16 protein-coding genes and 1 pseudogene are annotated in these 15,949 nt (G+C 67.6%); 8 read left to right on the top strand and 9 right to left on the bottom strand.

Going from position 1 to position 15,949, the window contains the following annotated elements:
- Window positions 1-74: 74 nt before the first annotated feature.
- On the top strand, window positions 75-998 hold the full coding sequence (locus EJC51_RS02495) for a helix-turn-helix domain-containing protein (RefSeq protein WP_126269482.1): 924 nt from the start codon (window positions 75-77) through the stop codon (window positions 996-998).
- Window positions 999-1,093: 95 nt separating this feature from the next.
- Here EJC51_RS02495 and EJC51_RS02490 read toward each other — a convergent pair whose 3' ends face one another.
- On the bottom strand, window positions 1,094-1,702 hold the full coding sequence (locus EJC51_RS02490) for a TetR/AcrR family transcriptional regulator (RefSeq protein WP_126269481.1): 609 nt from the start codon (window positions 1,700-1,702) through the stop codon (window positions 1,094-1,096).
- Window positions 1,703-1,790: 88 nt separating this feature from the next.
- Between EJC51_RS02490 and EJC51_RS02485 the strand changes: the two genes are divergently transcribed.
- From EJC51_RS02485 to EJC51_RS02475, 3 genes are all read left to right on the top strand, one after another.
- On the top strand, window positions 1,791-2,516 hold the full coding sequence (locus EJC51_RS02485; protein WP_166682810.1) for an SDR family NAD(P)-dependent oxidoreductase: 726 nt from the start codon (window positions 1,791-1,793) through the stop codon (window positions 2,514-2,516).
- Between the two features lie 191 nt (window positions 2,517-2,707).
- Entirely contained in the window at window positions 2,708-3,172 is a 465-nt protein-coding gene (locus EJC51_RS02480; RefSeq protein WP_207924870.1) for a hypothetical protein, read from the top strand.
- Window positions 3,173-3,735: 563 nt separating this feature from the next.
- The gene (locus EJC51_RS02475) at window positions 3,736-5,799 is read left to right on the top strand and encodes an alpha-L-fucosidase (protein WP_126269479.1); all 2,064 of its coding nucleotides are present in this window, start codon (window positions 3,736-3,738) and stop codon (window positions 5,797-5,799) included.
- 522 nt (window positions 5,800-6,321) lie between these two features.
- Here EJC51_RS02475 and EJC51_RS49375 read toward each other — a convergent pair.
- The gene (locus EJC51_RS49375) at window positions 6,322-6,525 is read right to left on the bottom strand and encodes a hypothetical protein (protein ID WP_341870741.1); all 204 of its coding nucleotides are present in this window, start codon (window positions 6,523-6,525) and stop codon (window positions 6,322-6,324) included.
- Between EJC51_RS49375 and EJC51_RS49370 the strand changes: the two genes are divergently transcribed.
- Window positions 6,515-7,120 carry an expansin EXLX1 family cellulose-binding protein gene (locus EJC51_RS49370; RefSeq protein WP_341870724.1) on the top strand — a complete coding sequence of 202 codons (606 nt, stop codon included), beginning with the start codon at window positions 6,515-6,517 and terminating at the stop codon, window positions 7,118-7,120. The two genes, EJC51_RS49375 and EJC51_RS49370, sit on opposite strands and share 11 nt — an antisense overlap.
- Window positions 7,121-7,714: 594 nt before the next feature.
- Window positions 7,715-8,191, top strand: a complete 477-nt coding sequence (locus EJC51_RS02465; protein WP_126269478.1) for a hypothetical protein — start codon at window positions 7,715-7,717, stop codon at window positions 8,189-8,191.
- Window positions 8,192-8,444: 253 nt separating this feature from the next.
- On the opposite strand, the gene EJC51_RS02460 is transcribed toward EJC51_RS02465, so the two are convergent.
- From EJC51_RS02460 to EJC51_RS48540, 3 genes and pseudogenes are all read right to left on the bottom strand, one after another.
- Window positions 8,445-8,783, bottom strand: a complete 339-nt coding sequence (locus tag EJC51_RS02460) for a YciI family protein (protein ID WP_126269477.1) — start codon at window positions 8,781-8,783, stop codon at window positions 8,445-8,447.
- A gap of 9 nt (window positions 8,784-8,792) precedes the next feature.
- Complete coding sequence (locus EJC51_RS02455; protein ID WP_244362392.1) at window positions 8,793-9,281, bottom strand: VOC family protein; 489 nt, start codon at window positions 9,279-9,281, stop codon at window positions 8,793-8,795.
- 390 nt (window positions 9,282-9,671) lie between these two features.
- Window positions 9,672-9,834: pseudogene (locus tag EJC51_RS48540) on the bottom strand (ISL3 family transposase); the annotation flags it as partial.
- A 455-nt stretch (window positions 9,835-10,289) separates the two neighbouring features.
- Here EJC51_RS48540 and EJC51_RS02445 point away from each other — a divergent pair.
- On the top strand, window positions 10,290-10,667 hold the full coding sequence (locus EJC51_RS02445) for a LysR substrate-binding domain-containing protein (protein WP_165951310.1): 378 nt from the start codon (window positions 10,290-10,292) through the stop codon (window positions 10,665-10,667).
- Here the strand turns inward: EJC51_RS02445 and EJC51_RS02440 are convergent.
- The 4 genes from EJC51_RS02440 to EJC51_RS02425 form a co-directional block, all read right to left on the bottom strand.
- The gene (locus EJC51_RS02440) at window positions 10,664-10,975 is read right to left on the bottom strand and encodes an NIPSNAP family protein (RefSeq protein WP_126269475.1); all 312 of its coding nucleotides are present in this window, start codon (window positions 10,973-10,975) and stop codon (window positions 10,664-10,666) included. The two genes, EJC51_RS02445 and EJC51_RS02440, sit on opposite strands and share 4 nt — an antisense overlap.
- A gap of 611 nt (window positions 10,976-11,586) precedes the next feature.
- Window positions 11,587-13,062 carry a class I adenylate-forming enzyme family protein gene (locus tag EJC51_RS02435; RefSeq protein WP_126269474.1) on the bottom strand — a complete coding sequence of 492 codons (1,476 nt, stop codon included), beginning with the start codon at window positions 13,060-13,062 and terminating at the stop codon, window positions 11,587-11,589.
- A 37-nt stretch (window positions 13,063-13,099) separates the two neighbouring features.
- Complete coding sequence (locus EJC51_RS02430; RefSeq protein ID WP_126269473.1) at window positions 13,100-14,023, bottom strand: alpha/beta hydrolase; 924 nt, start codon at window positions 14,021-14,023, stop codon at window positions 13,100-13,102.
- Between the two features lie 7 nt (window positions 14,024-14,030).
- Window positions 14,031-14,999 carry an enoyl-CoA hydratase/isomerase family protein gene (locus tag EJC51_RS02425; protein ID WP_126269472.1) on the bottom strand — a complete coding sequence of 323 codons (969 nt, stop codon included), beginning with the start codon at window positions 14,997-14,999 and terminating at the stop codon, window positions 14,031-14,033.
- Window positions 15,000-15,260: 261 nt separating this feature from the next.
- Here EJC51_RS02425 and EJC51_RS02420 point away from each other — a divergent pair, with 261 nt between their 5' ends.
- Complete coding sequence (locus EJC51_RS02420) at window positions 15,261-15,944, top strand: TetR/AcrR family transcriptional regulator (protein ID WP_126269471.1); 684 nt, start codon at window positions 15,261-15,263, stop codon at window positions 15,942-15,944.
- The last annotated feature ends 5 nt before the right edge of the window (window positions 15,945-15,949 follow it).

Raw genomic sequence — 15,949 nt, 5'->3', positions numbered from 1 at the left:
CTTTGTGTACATCCGCTGTGCCTACCACTGACTGGTGCAGGCTGATGAACGTCCGACCGGGGATACTCGAAGGCATGGACGAATACCGCGAGCCGGTGCACGAGTCGGCCGACGGCGCTCTGGACCCGCGTGCCGAACTCAGCGAGTTCCTGCGCACCCGGCGGGCCCGGCTGAAGCCGGAGGACGTGGGCCTGCCGGACTACGGACGGCACCGGCGGGTGCCGGGGCTGCGCCGCGAGGAGCTGGCGCAGCTGGCCGGGGTGTCGGTGGGGTACTACACGCGCCTGGAGCAGGGAAACGGGCGGTACGTGTCGGCGGAGGTTCTCGACGCCATCGCCCGCGCACTGAGGCTGAGCGACGCCGAGCGCGCCCACCTCACACACCTGGCGAAGCCGAAACAGCACAGGAGGAAGCCGACCGGCCGCACCCAGCAGGTGCGCGGCCACCTGCGGACGCTGCTGGACACCATGGAAGGCGGCCCGGCGATACTCGTGGGCCGGCGGGGGGATCTCCTCGCCTGGAACCGAATGGCCGCGGCGGTCTTCGGCGACTGGGCCGAGCTGCCCGCGCACGAGCGGAACTGGGCGCGGCTGGTGTTCCTCAGGCCCGAGTACCGCGACCTGTTCGTGGACTGGGAGCAGAAAGCGAACGACGTCGTCGCTCAGCTGCGCCTGGACGCCGGCTCCCACCCGGATGACCCCCGGCTGTCCGCGCTGGTGGGCGAACTCTCTGTGAAGAGTGCGGAGTTCCGGCGGCTGTGGGCCACCCACGACATCAAGGACAAGTGCCACGGCATCCAGCGCCTGCACCACCCGCTCGTCGGCGAACTCGAGCTCCGCCTCGAGTCGTTCCATCTGGCCGATGACCACGAACAGACGCTGGCGACGTACCACGCCGAACCCAACTCCCCGTCCGCGCAGGCACTACGACTGCTGGCCAGCTGGGGCACCGACGCGACAAGGACGGGAGCCGGGATGCCGCCGGCACGCACGGCTTGACGAACAGTTGATCATCGGCAGTTGACTGCGAGCCTCGGCCCCGGCACACGCCGCCTCGCCAGCGCCCGTCGCGGTGTCGGCATCCCGCTGGCTGACTACGCCTTTGGCCAGCTGCCCAACGCGAGGTCCGCGACTTGCAGCAACTCCGGGCGGGAACTACCACTCGCGGCCTGGACGGCAATCCCATTGGCGACTGTTCTCAGGTAGAGCGCGAGGAGACGAGGATCTGCCGAAGGCGGAAGGTCACCGGCGTCCACTGCCTGTTGAAACCGGCGCGTCAAGTGGGCTATCCCGTCCTCACGCCATGCGATGAGTGCGTCTCGGACGGGGCGGCTGTCGTCCCCGGTGGCCAACGCACCCTGCACGCCGAGACAGCCCGCGGGCAATCCCGGCATGGTTGCCGCCTCGACCGTCCCGTGGAGCACGGCGGTAGCCACTGCTGCACTTGTGGGCTCTGCCAGAGCTCGGCCGAAGTAGGCGGTCAAGCCCTCGGTGTACCGCTCCAGCGCCTTGTAGAAGAGGTCTTCTTTGCTGCCGAACGCCCTGTACAGGCCGGGGCGGCTGATACCCATCGCATCGGTGAGGTCGTCAAGGCTGGCACCCTCGAAACCCTTTGACCAGAACACCAGGACTGCACGATCGACGGCCTCGTCGATGTCGAACGCGCGAGGCCTGCCAGGAGGGACCGGTGTCGTCGAGGGCATTTCTTCATCCTACGCCTTCGGTACCGATCGGTACGGATGTGCTAGCGTGTTTCGTACCAATCGGTACGCTATACGGAGAGGTGGCATCGTGTCACAGACCGTACTCATCACTGGTGGAACCTCAGGCATCGGCTTGAGCCTCGCGCAATCCTTCGTGGAGCTCGGGGCGTCTGTCGTCGTCTGCGGACGTTCGCAGGCTGCGCTTGACCGATTCGCGCAGGCACACCCGCAGGCGCTGGCCGTGCGGGCAGATGTGACGAACCCAGCCGACCGGGCAGCGTTGCTCCAGGTGATCGCTGATCGCTTCGGGCGTCTGGACGTGCTGGTCAACAACGCCGGTACGTTCGAGGAGCGAGACTATGCGGCCGGCACCGGCAACAACCCCAATGCGACTCTCGATGCCGAGGTGGCGTTGAACCTCACCGCCCCCATCCACCTGACAGGTGAAGTGCTCGAGCGATGGCCGGAGCCCGACTCGATCGTATTCATCACCTCGGGGTTCGCTTTGGTCTCGCCCACTCGCGCGCCTACCCACGGCGCGGTGAAGGCCGGCCTGCACGGCTTTGCGGACGGCTTGCGCCGTCAACTCGCCCCGAAGGGCACCCATGTCCTCGAAGTCCTCCCGCCGTCCACGGACACGCCCATGAACGCCGAAGCCACGGGGAAGAAACTGACGCCCGAGCAGGTGGCGGCGGTCACGATGAAGGCTCTTCGGCGGGGGCGGGACATGGCATTCCCCGGTCAGACGAAAGTCATGCCCGCCATGCTGCGCATCGCGCCGGGCACACTGCGACGCGTCGTCGCCGGGCTCTGAACCCCACAGGAAACCCTTGACGTTGCGGGCCGGTGCGGTCAGGACGTGCCCGATGCGCGTTTTCCGCAGGCCCCGGTAGCGAGTTGGGGCGTCCCAGGATGAGCGGCATGCCGGCGTTCGACGCCGTCGTTGCGGACCAAGCCGAACTCCTGACCCGCCACCTCCTGAACAACTGACCCGCCCGTTCCGGATTGAAAGGATTCTCCACGTCCAAGTTCCCCATCCACTTGGTTCCTTCCCGCAGAGCGCTGACGACCGGGCGCTTCATCGTCGCGGCCACTCACTTGTTCACCCCGCGGCTGGCCGCGCGGTTTTCCCAGCTCACGGCCAGCGGTACCCCTGCGATCCCTTATGCGCGGATGTTCGCGATCCGCAACGCTGCTCTCGGACTTGGGCTGCAACGGATGGACAGTTTCACCCGGCCCCAGCAGCAGCGGTTTCTTGCGGTGAACATCGTCATGGACTCGGTCGATGCCGCCGCTTTCCTGGCAGCGGGCCTGCGGCGCGACGTCAGCCGTACCTCCGTCATGCTGTCCACCGCCGTGGCTCTTTCCGCGGTGGTAGCCGGTACCACGGCTCTCGTCGAGCACAAGCAAGCGGCCGCCCAAGAAACGGAGCCGACAGCGACGGCGCCATCGAACAACGACTGGAAGTGACCGCACCGGCGTGGCACCGCAGCTGATCCACCGCACTGCCTTCATTGGCTGGTTGGTGGGCTCTGTCGAGATCAGCATCGGGCGGATGAGGTTTGCAACCGCCAGGCCGAACAACTCGTCGTCGCCGCGGCAGCCGACATCGCCGCCTTCTACCAGCACACCACCCCTCTCCCCTCGACTACCGCCACCGCGCTCGTCCTCCCGAGGGACGCAGCCTGCGGCGCTGTTCAGGCGGTGTTCTGAAGGCTGCCGATCAGAGGGCTGCCGCAGAAGCCGCCTCTTGCTGTGCCGACTGACGGGAAACATAGATCCGAGCAATGTTGGAAGTCGTCCGCTGCTCCCTCAAGTCTGGACCAGGGTGATGGCGAGTAAGTCTCCTTTGACCAGGGCTCATTGATGAACTATCGCTTCTGCTCTAGACGGGAACGCGAGCAGCCCTTATAAATTCATCCGATGTCACCGGCGGCGCTGGCATGCGAAACGCACCGGGGCGCCGGCGGACCTGACGTCCTTGCATGCGTCCTGCCCCTCCCGTCACGCCTCCCGGATCCAGGAGCCGCACCATGTCCTCTGCGCACCTGAGCAGACGTTCCCTGATCAAAGCTGCCGCGCTCGCCGGAGGCGTCGTGGCCTTCGGACTGCCTCAGGCCCTCTGGGCTGCACCCGCTCAGGCCTACACCGTCCCGTCCAAGATGGACTGGTGGTACCAGGCCCGATTCGGCATGTTCATCCACTTCGGCTCCTACTCCTACCTCGGCCACGGTGAATGGGCCTTCTCCGCGGAGAACTGGTCCAAGTCCGCCTACCAGACGCAGGTGTCGCAAAAGTTCAACCCCACGGCCTTCAACGCGGCGGCCATCGCCCAGTTGGCGGCGGACGCCGGTATGAAGTACCTGGTGATCACGGCCAAGCACCACGAGGGCTTCGCCATGTGGAACTCCGACGTCCCCAGCTTCACCGACACCACCGGCACCAAGCTGTACAACCTGCACGACTACGCCGGCGTCCAGGGAGATCTCCTGGCGGCACTCAAGACCGAGTGCGAGGCGAGAGGCGTGAAGTTCGGGCTCTACTACTCGATCCTGGACTGGAACCATCCCTCCCAGACGATTCGGAGCGGTGGCGTCACCACCATGGCATCCCAGGCCGCCCGCACGAGCTACATCGCCGACATGAAGGCCCAGTTGCAGGAACTGCTGGACCGCTACGACCCGGCGCTCCTGTGGTTCGACGGCGACTGGTTCGGCGAGCCCTCCAGCCCCACGCTCCAGGACTGGTGGCTCAAGTCGGACGGCGTGGACCTCTACAACTGGCTGATCGCCCGCAAGCCCCAACTCGTCGTCAACGAACGGGTCAAGCGGGACCTGGGGCTCGGCGACTACGCGGTCGCGGAGTTCGGTGTCCCCGCCGCACCGTTGGAGCGCCAGTGGGAGCGGTGCGACACCATGAACGGCGCCTGGGGCTACAACGGGGGCCAGGAGAACTCCTACCGACCCGTGAAGGATTTCGTCCAGGAGCTCGTCACCTGCGTCTCGCGGGACGGCAACTTCCTGCTGAACATCGGTCCCAAGGGCGACGGCTCGGTCACCGCCGGGTCCGTGACCGTACTTCAGGGCCTGGCCTCCTGGATGGCGACGTACGGCGACAGCGTGCACGGAGCCACGGCGAGCCCCTACGGCACCGACCCCACCTGGGGCACGGCCACCAAGAAGGACGGCAAGCTGTACGCCCATGTCTTCGCCTGGCCCGCGGGCGGTGTGCTGCAGATCCCGGCGCTCACGAACACGATCAGCCGCGTCTATCTCATGAACAACCCGTCGTCCTCGCTGAGTTACACCGTCAGCGGCGACCAGATCAGTGTCTCCGTACCGTCCGGTGCGCCGGACCCCAACGACTCCGTGGTGTGCGTGGAGGTCAGTGGCGTCCCGACGTCCGTCGGCGCGGGCCGGGTGACGGCGTTCAAGGACGTGGATTACGCCGCGGCGGGCGCGGTGCTGACGCTGGGCAGCTACACCTCCTCCCAGCTGACGGCTGCGGGGGTGGGGCCATCGTCCATCTCCTCGCTGCGGGTGCCCCGGGGCTACCGGGTGACGGGCTACTCCGGCGACAACTTCACCGGCACGTCCTGGAACTTCACCGCCGACACCCCCGACCTGCGCACAACCGGCAACAACGACGCCATCGTCTCGCTCAAGGTGACATTCAATCCGGCCACCTACTTCCGGCTCGTCAACGTCACGGACGGTCTGGCCCTGGACAGCGGTGGCAATGTCGCCAGCGGCTCCAACCTCAAGCAGTGGACCCCGGTCGACAGCACCAACCTCCAGTGGCAGGCCATCGACCTCGGCACCGGCTACTACCGGCTGGTCAACCGCACCAACGGCATGGTCGCCGACGGCTGGGGCTCGACCGACAACGGCTCTCCCGCCCGGCAAGCGGCCTGGAACGGCGGCCCCAACCAGCAGTGGCAGATCACCGACCGCGGCAACGGCCGGTACTCGATCGCCAACCGCAGTACGGGACTTGTGCTCGACGGTGGCGGCCAGGTGGCCTCCGGCTCCGTGACGAAGCAATGGACGTGGACCACCAGCACCAACCTGCTGTGGACGCTTCAGCCCGTGTCCTGATCACCGATGTGGCGGGCCTTCGCGACTGCCCGCTACGGAGGCGTTGGCGGCGGTTCTGAGACAGACGGGCCGCTTGAAGGGAGGCAGTAGCCGGCGCTTGCGCTCGACGGCCGTCGAGGCGGTGCCGGCCTGCGCCCGGTTCCCGGAGCCGCCACGGACAGCTGCCTCGGTCGGCATCGTGCGCCGACGGGCGCGACGGTGCTGGCCCCCGCACCCTCACGGAGCCATCCGCGATGCCCGAGTTGTACCCGTCGGCGGCCGCCGCACAGGCGGCGCAATTTCGTCGGCAACCTTTTCCGGCGGGGCGGCAACTACCGGCTGCACCATCGACTCAACCCCGATCGGACAGGCAATCATGACAACTCGGCAGGTCGCGCGGCAGCGCAGGCGCAGACGCAGACTCGTCCTGGGCGCCGCAGCGGCGCTGACCGTCACGGGCGTACTCGCTTACCTGCTCATGGCGATACTCCCCGGTCACAAGGCCGATGCGGGGCCGTCCGCGGCCACCCCGTTTGTCACCACTCAACCGAAGGCCACTGGCTCCGAGGGCACAACGTCTGGGTCTACGACTCCAAGCCCGTCCGCCAGTGCGAGCACGAGCGCGACCGGCTCCGCCACACCGAAGACGACAGCGACCCCCAAGACGCCAAAGGCGTCGCCGAAACGCACCCAGAAGTCCTCTCGCACATCCACCACGACCCCCTCGGACGGGAGGATTCGTCCCAACACCTCCTACAAAGGCGTCGCGACTGCCTACGAGGCCGGTGTCGGGGACGGGGCGTGTCTGTTCGGTGCGAGCCCGGACATGATGATCGCGGCCATGAACACCACGGACTACGAGACTTCCAGGGCCTGCGGCGCGTATGTCCTCGTCCGCGCGTCCAACGGCAAGTCGATCACGGTACGGATCACCAACGAGTGTCCGCTGCCCTGCGCTCCGGGGCAGATCGATCTGAGCCAACAGGCCTTCGCCAAGCTCGCCGACCTCAAGGTCGGCCGGCTCCCCATCACCTGGAGCCTGGTGAGTCCCGGCTCGATCGGCACGATGTCCATCCGCTACAAGACAGGATCCAGCGCCTACTGGTGTGGCATCCAGGTGATCGGTCACCGCAACCCGGTCGCACGGTTGGAAGTGAGAACCGGAAGCGGCTGGCGGTCCCTGCCCCGCACGAGCTTCAACTACTTCGTCTCCGCCGACGGCAGTGGCTGCGGCAAGGCGATCAGAGTCACGGACATCTACGGGGAACAGCTGACCGTGAGCGGCCTCGCGGTACTGCCGAACGTCGTACAGGCGACGCAAGTGCAGTTCGCCCGGCACTGATTCCGACGTCCGAGTCACCTGTGGCCCGGCCCGCCGACGGTGAGTCGGGCGAGCGGTCCAAGAAATTCGGAGCGGCAAGCAGTCGCCGGGGTGCTCAAAGTGCCGCTTCTCCCAGAGGACGAACTGGCTGCGCGGCGGCGGTTCGGCGACCTACCTTCGGTGTCGGACGTACCAAGCGGTCACCAGCACGATGAGGATGGCAACGACGAAGGCCCACACGGTCGTTGGGGCGTGGTACGAGCGGTAGGAAACCAAAGCAAGCATGTCCAGGCGGATACCCCGGACGCCTGGATTCAGCTGACCGGTGTCGTCCGCCTCGCTGCCGAATGTGTGTCGCGCAGCATCGATCCCCAAGCCTCCCAGAGCGCAGGGGAACTCACCGCATCCAGATGGCGCAGAAGAGCGTGGATCGTCTCTGTCCAGGGCGGAACGGGTCTGCGCAGCCTGTCGCGATCTGTGACCCGCCGATGGGCGTGATCCTGCAACACGTCCGCGAAGCCAGGGCAGCCGGCTGGCTGACCTGGGCCTGGGCGCATGCGGTTTTGGGTGGCCGTGGTCAAGGGGTCCGTGTCTGCGGTTGGCTAGATTGAGCAAGTGTTCGAACGAGTGGGTAGTGAAGAGTCCGCGGCCTTGGAAGTTCTCGCCTATAAGGTCCGCAACGAGCTGGCGGCCGCTGGCCTTCCCGTGCTCGCCCCTGGCCTGGACTCGGTCCTGGCCGGTGGCGTCGAGGTGGACATCGACGACGGTGCCGACGCGGCGGGCGGCGTGTTCGTGGCCTGGCAGGCAAGCCCTCGTCTGCGGGCCTGCGCGCGTCGCGCGTTCGCGCTGAAGCAATTGGACGAACCGGTCCTGCGGCATTCCAGCGCGATCGGAGCGGCGATGAAGCAGGCGATGGCCGCGGTGTTGGCCTCGGCGGGCTTCACTGTTGAGGACGCGCGCGACGAATACCGCCCGCAGCAATTGCGGGTCCTTGCCGGACCGCCGTCCCGGCAGCAGCCGCTCTGGTCGCTTCGCGACGACGAGCTGACTCTGCCCGGCTGGCAGGACCCTCCCGCCGGCGATACCGACTGAGCCCACCGTGGACAGGGCAGTGCATGCGGAGACGACGGCGGCCGAGGAGTCGGCGGTGCGGGGGAGAGGCGCGGGCGAGTTTCCACTCGAAGATCACCAACGGGTTGGGATCTTCGTAGCGGGCGCGTCTTCTCATGTGTGGGCTTCGGGTCCTGGCTCACCCGCCTGACCGGTGAGTCGCATCATCGGTCGGCGCCTTGCGACATGGACTGGCCGACGCCGCATGTCGAATGGAAGGATTGACCGGGACCGTTCATACGGGGAGGGCGTCTCCCGGGAAGCCGTGACACGGGTGAACCTCGCAGCGCATCATCCCGGCTCGCACACAGGGGTCCCCGGCCATGATCTTTTCGGCTTCCTCAGCCGGCACCGTCATGATGGCGACGCCGGCCACGGTGTCGGACGTGACCGGGCACAGGATCGCGATCACCCCGTCAGCACGCAGCGCCACCATGCGCCGTCGGTGTTCGAGTTCGATTGCGTCCGCGCCGTACATGGCCCGCTCCGGCCCCCACTGAAGGATCGCCAGGCTGTAGGGCTTCGCGGTCGCGGCCAGAGCCCGGATTTGTTCGTCGGTCACCGCCGTGCTCATGTTGTCTCCTTATTTCTGGATGCGCTCGGCCAACGAGACGATGATTCCTTCGGGACCGCGGACGTAGGCCATCCGCCACACGCCCTCGTATTCGCCGATGCCTCCCACCAGGCCGTAGCCGTCGAGTGCGGCATGGTCGACCGCGGCTTGGAGGTCGTGCACTTCGAAGGCGATGTTGCGCAGGCCGAGCTCGTTGGCCGGTGCGGCAGGCGAACCAGGCAGGTGCTTCGGCCGTGCGAAGCTCGAGAGTTCCAGTGTCGTACCTCCACCGGGCACCCGCAGCATGACGATCTCGGTGCGGGCGCCGGTCATGCCGATCACCGTGTCCAGGAACTCGCCTTCGACGGCCATTTTCCGATCGGCCTCCAACCCGAGGCTGACGAAGAACGCAGTCACGGCGTCGAGGTCAGCAACGGTGATGCCGACGTGGTCGAAGCGCCTTATCAATGTCATCGGATCCTTTTTGAGGCCTCTTCGAAAGGCGCTGAGGGGTAGCACGCGTGATCGGTGAGGCTTGGCCGACGCCGATCCCGCGCGATGTGTGGCCCGGGTGTGCCGCTTCGACCACGTCGAGGCCGACCTCGGGTTCGTCCGCTAGGAGTCTCCCTGCCTGGGCCCCACCGTGACGCCGGTTCGAGCAGACGCCGGTGAGGACCTGTCACTCGGCCGACCGAAGCAACTCGCTGTGGTCGTCCCCCGTTGCGGCACACCGTAGGCGCCGCCCGTGGATACCAGCCATCCTTTCGAACACCATCGAAACAGGGTGCGTCAATTCAACGGCCCTGTCTCGCTCTCGGTGGTGACGGAGCGTGCGGACTTGGGCGATCCAACGCGTGAGCCTGTCGGCATTGTCGGCGTGCGATGTCAGGAGCGGGCGAAGCCCACGATTCCGGGGGTCAGTTGGGTCGTCCACCGTCCGCCAGTGAGAGCCGTGCACTCGCCCCGCCGACGCGCCCGTACACCGGACAGACCGCAGTGTCCTGCGGAGTGCGTGTCCGCACCACGACCCGCTGGCCTCGTTGACTTCGCCTTCGATGACCAGCGAGGACAGCCCTGAAAATTGCCCCTCCTCGGCCGACGGCGTCGAGGCCCATGCCGAGACGGCGTGCGATGGCGCTGAAGACGAGGATCCTGCGGAGCCGATCCCTAACGGGGGCGCCGGTCGACGCGTTGGGACAGCTCGGTGGTCCAAGTGGTGGCGACGTACCCGCCCGCAATCGCCAAGTTCTTTTGCGCCCGCTCCAGGACCGGTACACCGGGCAATTCGACTCCATGTGCGACCTGCTGAATGAGATGGCGGGCAGCCACGATCGCGTGGAGAGCCGCCTCGATTCTGGCGCCTCCGGGCGCCCCTCCTTCCAGACTTGAGGGCAGTCCAAGCACCTGGTGATCGTGGTCCTCGACGACCCGGCCGATCCGAGCGGTGATCTTGCATTGGTGCCTCCGCAGAGGCCCCGGATAGAAGCGCGTCCCAGTGACGGATGCCGGGATTCGTACGAGCGGGGCGTGCTGCTGGGGGAGCGGTACCACCACCTGCCTGACACCACACTCAGGGGCATCGGACCGCGACCAGGAAACATTCTGCACGCCTGCCACAAGGCAGGCTTCACACCCACGCCCCGCTACGTCCCCGCCGACAACGCCGCCCGGCTCGCCCTGGCACCGGCCGGCCTCGCCACCGCGCTCGTCCTCCGGACAGCCATCGACCCTGCCGTATCCGGAATCCGTACGACGCCCATCCAGGACCGGTCGATCCTGCGCCTGCTGTTCGCCGCGACGCGTCACACCGAGACCGCGAACCCGACCACCACGGCCGTCATCTCAGCCCTGCCGACAGCCACGCGGCCGGGGGAGGGGGGTGCTGCGCACCTCCAGTCGGCCTAGGACAGACCGTCGAGCGGTCGGAGGAAGCGGCGCTCGTACCGCTTGATGCAGCGGGTGTCACGCGCCAGCTGGAACGCTTCCTGGCACTCCGGGTCGGACATGCTGTCGGTGCGGTACTGCTCGTACGTGGCCAGGCTGGGAAAGGAGAAGAGGGCGTAGGCGATGTCGCTGTCGCCTTCGCTCGGCAGGAAGTAGCCGTGATGCGTCCCTCCGAAACGGTTGACGAGCCGGACCCAGCGGCGGCCGTATTCCTCGAAATCCGCAAGCCTGTCGGCGTCGATCTCGTACTTCAGATGAATGGTGATCATGCCTGAATGATGCCGTGTGACGGTTCGGACTTGGTGAGCAGACTGCTTGAGGTGCGTCTTTCGTAGGCCGTGGTAGCGGTCGCGCCCCATGCCGGTGACCGGGACGGCCTGGTGGATGGTTTCCCCGACACCAGCGCGGGCGGCGTATTCGGCGCGCCGCTGCTCGTCGGTCTGCTGGGCTCGGGCGTGGTCGAGGGGGAGCGCGAACGGCCGCCGGATCTCGAGCGGGTGCCCTGGTCACGGGCCGGGGGAGAGGGAGCAGGTCTCGTTGTCGAGAGTCACCGCGATCGCGATGGTGCCGCGCCGGTTGGCGGGGGTTTCACCAGGTGCCGGCGTTCCCACGCGGGTAGGTGGCCTGCCTCTTGTCCCGGTCGATGGTGACGGCGGTGCGGTCGAATCCGGTGACAGCGCGCTTGGGCGAGCTGTTCAGCAGCATGTCGAGGTCACCTGAGTACCGGAGCGAGGCACCGGCGACCGGCAGGTGCCCCGCTCCGGTACTCGGCCCCGAACGACGCGAAGCCCTCACGCACCGGGGTCCCGGATCTGGACTCGGTCCCTGGCACGGAGCTGAGGGCCGCCACCGGAGACAGCCCAAGTGCCCTCCGTGGAGGTCAGGACCGCGCGGAGACCTCGGCGTGAGCAGCGCGCAGCGAAACCTTGTCGATCTTGCCGACCGGGTTCTTCGGGATGGCATCCACCACGAAGAACGCGGTCGGGCGCTTGAAGCCGGTGAGGCTGCGCGCGCAGCGGGACTGCAGTGCCGATGGATCGACGGCCGAACCCGGTCGGGGCTGGACGTAGGCGACGACGACCTCTCCCCATTTCTCGTCGGGGACGCCGATCACGGCGGCCTCGAGCACCGACGGGTCACCGACGAGGACGTCCTCGATCTCCTTGGGGTAGATGTTCTCCCCGCCACGGATGATCATGTCTTTCGAGCGTCCGACCAGGGTCAGGTATCCGTCGGCGTCGAGCCGGCCCACGTCGCCGGTGTGCAGCCAGCGGTCGACGATGACCTTGGCTGTCTCCTCCGGGCGGCCGAGATAGCCCCGCATGACGTTGGGGCCCCGTACGACGACCTCTCCGTCCGCGCCCGGTGGTACCTCGCTGCCGTCGGCGTCGACGATCCGGATCTCCTGGCCGGGGAAGGGCAGTCCCACGGTTCCGGCGCGTCGAGGGCCCGCGACCGGATTGATGGTGGAGCCGCAGGTTCCCTCGGACAGCCCGTACCCCTCGACGAGCGGGAACCCGTAACGGGCCTCGAACCGGGTGAGCAGTTCGGCGGAGGCGGGTGCCGCGCCGCAGACTCCGAAGCGCAGGGACGACGTGTCGGGGCGGACCTGGTCCGGAAGCGCCGCGAGCATGCTGTAGATCGTCGGTACGGCGCTGAAGAACGTGGGGCGCTCGCGCTCGACCACGTCGAAGAACGTCTGGGGATTGAACCGGTCGGCGATGGTGACGCTCGCGCCCGCCAGCAACGGTACGAGGGTGCTGACCACGATGCCGTTGACGTGGAAGAGCGGCAGGATCAGCAGACACCGGTCGGCCGGACCGACTTCCAGCGCCTGACGCCCCATGTCCGCCATGGCGTCGATGTTGGCGTGATCGAGCATCACCCCCTTGGGAACCCCGGTCGTGCCGCTGGTGTAGATGAGCAGGGCCAGCGTGGACGGGTCCGGGAGGGGGGCCTCATCCGGCTCCGCCGCCGCGTCGTCGCGCAGTTCGCCGACGGCGAGAACGGCGGTCCCGTCCGCCACCGCGGCCTCGCCGTCCTCGCTCACCAGAAGACGTGCGCGGGAGTCCTTGAGCTGACGGGCCACTTCGACGTCGGTCATGCTCGGGTTGACCGGCGTGATGGTGGCGCCGAGCCGCCAGGAGGCGAACAGCAGAAGCACGAACTCCACGCGATTGGTGAGCTTGAGAGCCACGACATCGCCGGGGCCGATCCCGAGATCCTGGAGGTGACGGGTCGCCGCCTGGACGCGACGCAGCAACTGGACGTTGGTGAGGGCCTGGCGGCCGTCCGAGACCGCGGCCCCGTCTGGGTCGAGGGACGCGCGGCGGTCGGGCAGAGATGCGAAATTCATGGCGAGGGCGTACCTGTCTGGGTGTGATGCGGTCCGGTCACGGAGCTGACGCTGCGGCTGCCGGCTTCAGCTGGCGGGTGAGGAACTCGATCTGGTCGCGCACCAGTACTTCGAAGGTCTCGCCGGTGTAGAAGTCGAAGTGGCCGGCCTCGTACCTCTTGATCTCTCCCTTGGGTGCGGTGCGCGCGTAGCGGAGGGTCTGGGCGGGAGGCGTGACGGAGTCGGTGTCGCTGACGCAGAAGAGGATCGGCATGGCGATCTTCCTGGCCGCGCGCCCGGGCCGGTAGGTGAGGATGGTCGGGATGACCCGCGCCGCCACCTCGTTGCGGAACGTCGTTCCCGGAGGCTGGAGCGCCTGGTATCCGGGCAGGGCGTCCGGGGCGTTCATGAGGGCCGACGAGCCGGGGGTGGCGGCGATCGGCACCATCACGGGCGGCTTTCCGCGGCCTCTGGCCGCCAGGTCGCGGGCGACCACGGGGAGGACCTTGAGTGAGGCGGCAGGGCCCAGCGCGAGCGCGGAGGCGAGACCGTCGGTGAAGGGGCATTGCGATATTGCCGCGCGCAGTTCGGGGTGGCGGGAGGCGACGGTGATGGCATGGCCGCCGCCGAACGAGCTGCCCCATACGGCGATACGGGTGCGGTCGACGTCCGTGCGGGCCGTGACGTAGGCGATGGCGGCGTCCCAGTCGGCGAGCTGACGCTTGATCGACAGGAGCTGGCGAGGGTGGCCGCCGCTGTCGCCGAAGTGGCGGTAGGTGAAGGCCACCGCGGCGATGCCGGCCTGCGCGAAGCGCTCGGCGAAGGCGTCCAGGCGCATCTCGCGGACGGCGCCGAGGCCGTGCCCGAGGATGACGACGGGCGGAGAGGTGACGCCCGTGGGGAGGTAGAGCCAGCCGGCGCAGGTGCTGTCGCCGGAAGGGAACGTGATGTCGTGACGGGTGAAGGACTGCTGAGTGGTCATCGTCGGTTCACCGCCCGCTCGTCGAGCGACGGCCCGGCACGCTGCCCGAGGCGAGGGCTCGTGCGTAGGTGCCCGGTGTGTAGAGCGGGAGTTCGCCGGTGGCGGCGGTCGTGGCCTGGTAGTCGAGCATCAGCCGCTGGCCTTCCTCCGACATGACCTGGGCGAAGAACTCGGCGCGTTCGACGTGCAGACCGTCCTCCAGTGACATCGAGCCGCCGAAGTACACCGACCTCTTGGCGGCCGCGACCGACCCCTTCGACCGCTTCCCGAAGTGCTCGGCGAGCTCGACCGCCTGCGCGACCACCTTGTCCTGCGCGACGACCTTGTCCACCGCCCCGTTGGCGAGGGCCTCTTCGGGCGTGAACGGCTTGCCTTCGAGGATCGCGGCCAGGGACCGGTGGGTGCCGATCAGGCGGGTCAGCCGCTGGGTGCCGCCGCCGCCCGGGATGATGCCGAGGAGGATCTCCGGCTGGCCGATGAAGAAGCCCCCGTCGGCCATGACCCGCAGATCGCACGCCCAGGCGAACTCCGCGCCGAGGCCGAGGGCGGAACCGTTGAGGGCGGCGACGTAGAGCACACCGCTGGCGTTCATCCGCAGGAAGGTCCTGTGCAGGCGTTCCAGCTGCAGGGCCCCGCGCATCGGGGTTCTGCGCATCACGGACCCGAGGAGGCGGGACCGGTCCACGTGCTTGGCCAGGCGGACGACGGCTGAGGCAGCGAGCCGGCCGACCGTAGGGCTCGCGGCGCCCTCTTCCTGCAGCCACCGGACCGCGGCATGGCTGACGAACCGCTCGGGATGTGCCCCGGTGAAGACGACGGCACGGATGTTCGGATCACGGTCGGCTCGGGCCACCAGCTTCTCCAGCTGCTGGGCGATGTCGAGGCCGAACTCCTGGAGCGGGCCGCCGTCGACCCGCGCGATCAGAACGGCCCCGCGATCTTCGACCGTGAGACGGCCCTTGTCTTTGTACGGCATGAGTTCTGCTCCCGTGCTGAGTTCATGAGGAGGGAAAATGCGTGGAAACGGCCGCGGATGCATGTCGCAGCGATGAGGTCGGGTTCGGCCCGACACGCTGTGCCCGCACGGGCGGCAGGAGACTGGACCAGCGCGTGATGACGTGTCCGAGAGCGGACGCGTGTATCCGAGACGGCAGGTCACACACGATGTGTACTATTGCCGTGAAGAATTACATAACCAAGTTATTTCTGGTATGTCAACGGTGGAGGCGTACGGAACATGGCAGGGCGGGCGAGGCTCGATGACGCACCGGAGCGACTCGTGCAGGCGGCCGTCGGCTTGCTGGCCGAGCAGGGTCCGTCGGCTCTGAAGGTGCGCGCGGTGGCGTCCGCGAGCGGACTGTCGACGATGGTGGTCTACAGCCACTTCGGCGGGATCCCCGAGCTGATGAGGGCTGTCGCCGACCACGGGTTCAAGGAACTCGGCGCGGCGTTCGGCCGGGTGCCGGTGACGGAGGACCCGATCGCGGATCTCTTCGCCATGGCCTTGACCTGCCGTCGGCAGGCCCGGGAGAACCCTCACCTGTATGACCTGATGTTCGGTCTCTCCACTCGGGCGACATACCGGCCGCTGCCGGATACGGACCGTCGCCTGAGCGGGCATTCCCACGCCTTTCGGGAAGCCCACGCTCATGTCACCGCGGCGTGCGAACGGCTCGTGCGCTCCGGCAGGATCGACCGTCAGGAACCCGAGGCCATCGCCGCCCAGCTGTGGAGTTACGTGCACGGTTACATCACCCTTGAACTGGCTGAGCACTTCGTCGAGTTCGACGACGCCGTGGCGCAGGTGCTCGTGCCGATGGGTGTGAACTTCACTGTCGGACTCGGTGACGAGCGCGAACGGGCCGAAGCCTCCCACGAGGCCGGCGCGCGCCTGTACGACTCGATCGTCCAAGGCCGCTGAGAAGC

This window comes from Streptomyces aquilus (assembly GCF_003955715.1).
Lineage (GTDB): Bacteria > Actinomycetota > Actinomycetes > Streptomycetales > Streptomycetaceae > Streptomyces > Streptomyces aquilus.
The sequence above is the reverse complement of the archived record's forward strand: the minus strand, read 5'-3'. Positions and strand labels throughout refer to the sequence as shown.

Excerpts from the sequence above, each read along its gene's own strand:
- EJC51_RS02430 (WP_126269473.1), bottom strand. The coding sequence starts at position 14,023 with ATGACCACTCAGCAGTCCTTCACCCGTCACGACATCACGTTCCCTTCC.
- EJC51_RS02460 (WP_126269477.1), bottom strand. The coding sequence starts at position 8,783 with ATGAGCACGGCGGTGACCGACGAACAAATCCGGGCTCTGGCCGCGACC.
- EJC51_RS02420 (WP_126269471.1), top strand. The coding sequence starts at position 15,261 with ATGGCAGGGCGGGCGAGGCTCGATGACGCACCGGAGCGACTCGTGCAG.
- EJC51_RS02435 (WP_126269474.1), bottom strand. The coding sequence starts at position 13,062 with ATGAATTTCGCATCTCTGCCCGACCGCCGCGCGTCCCTCGACCCAGAC.
- EJC51_RS02425 (WP_126269472.1), bottom strand. The coding sequence starts at position 14,999 with ATGCCGTACAAAGACAAGGGCCGTCTCACGGTCGAAGATCGCGGGGCC.
- EJC51_RS02440 (WP_126269475.1), bottom strand. The coding sequence starts at position 10,975 with ATGATCACCATTCATCTGAAGTACGAGATCGACGCCGACAGGCTTGCG.
- EJC51_RS02490 (WP_126269481.1), bottom strand. The coding sequence starts at position 1,702 with ATGCCCTCGACGACACCGGTCCCTCCTGGCAGGCCTCGCGCGTTCGAC.
- EJC51_RS02475 (WP_126269479.1), top strand. The coding sequence starts at position 3,736 with ATGTCCTCTGCGCACCTGAGCAGACGTTCCCTGATCAAAGCTGCCGCG.
- EJC51_RS02495 (WP_126269482.1), top strand. The coding sequence starts at position 75 with ATGGACGAATACCGCGAGCCGGTGCACGAGTCGGCCGACGGCGCTCTG.